This window comes from Streptosporangium sp. G11 (assembly GCF_051192615.1).
GTDB lineage: Bacteria > Actinomycetota > Actinomycetes > Streptosporangiales > Streptosporangiaceae > Streptosporangium.
Window position 1 is genome coordinate 1 of the sequence record NZ_JBPJUQ010000316.1, and the last position, 1,028, is coordinate 1,028.

Below are 1,028 nucleotides of genomic sequence, written 5' to 3' on the forward strand. Positions count from 1 at the left end.
CTGCGCCGCGAGGTCAAGCTTCTCCGGGAGGAGAAGGAGATCTTGCGTAAGGCCGCGGTTTTCTTCACGCGGGAGACGGATCGGCCGAGATGAGATTCCGGCTGATCCATGCGGAGAAAGACCACCATGGTGTCTGGCCTGCTGGCCCGGGCGGGAGGGTGTGTCGCGCCAGGGCTACTACGCCTGGGCCAAGCATGGGCCCTCACGCCGAGCTGTGCAGGATGCGCAGCTCACGGCGAAGATTCGCCATCACCATGCGGCCTCTGATGAGATCTATGGGGCGCCACGGATCCACGCTGATCTCCGCGAGATCGATGGCATCCATATCGGGCGCAAGCGGGTGGCCCGGTTGATGCGCGCTGCCGGGCTGGCCGGGGTGAGCCGCCGTAAGGGCTGCCGCACCACGATCACCGACCGGCGAGCGGTCGCGGCCAGTGACCTGGTGCACCGGAGGTTCACCGCGGCCGAGCCGAACCGGATCTGGACCGCCGACATCACCTACGTGCCGACCCGGCAAGGTTTTCTCTATCTCGCGGTCGTCTTGGACGTCTTCTCCCGCAGGATCGTTGGCTGGGCGATGGCCGAGCACATGCGCACCGAGCTGGTCACCGACGCGCTGGCGATGGCGATCGCTCAGCGCCGCCCCGACGCCGGGGTAATTCATCACAGCGACAAGGGCGGTCAATATACCTCGCTCGCCTTCGGCCGGCGGTGTGAGCAGGCCGGCGTGCGTCCCTCGACCGGCCGCACCGGCACCTGCTTCGATAACGCCATCACCGAGAGCTTCTTCGCCTCCCTGGAGTGCGAGCTGATCGACCGGCGCACCTTCCACACCAGGTCAGAAGCCGAGCGTGCGGTGTTCGCCTACATCGAGGGCTTCTACAACCCACGCCGCCGTCACTCCGCGAACGGCCAGCTCAGCCCCGCCGAATACGAGCAACGCCAAGCCCTCAAGCCCACTCACGAAGACAACTATGCTGCCGCGTAGCCGAAAGCCCTGACGTGTCTACCGAACCGGGGCAACTCCA

1 protein-coding gene is annotated in these 1,028 nt (G+C 66.1%); it reads left to right on the forward strand.

Features of this window, described 5'->3' with window-relative positions; translation table 11 throughout:
* Positions 1 to 160: 160 nt before the first annotated feature.
* The gene (locus tag ACSDR0_RS50785; protein ID WP_435296163.1) at positions 161 to 988 is read left to right on the forward strand and encodes an IS3 family transposase; all 828 of its coding nucleotides are present in this window, start codon (positions 161 to 163) and stop codon (positions 986 to 988) included.
* Positions 989 to 1,028: the final 40 nt, after the last annotated feature.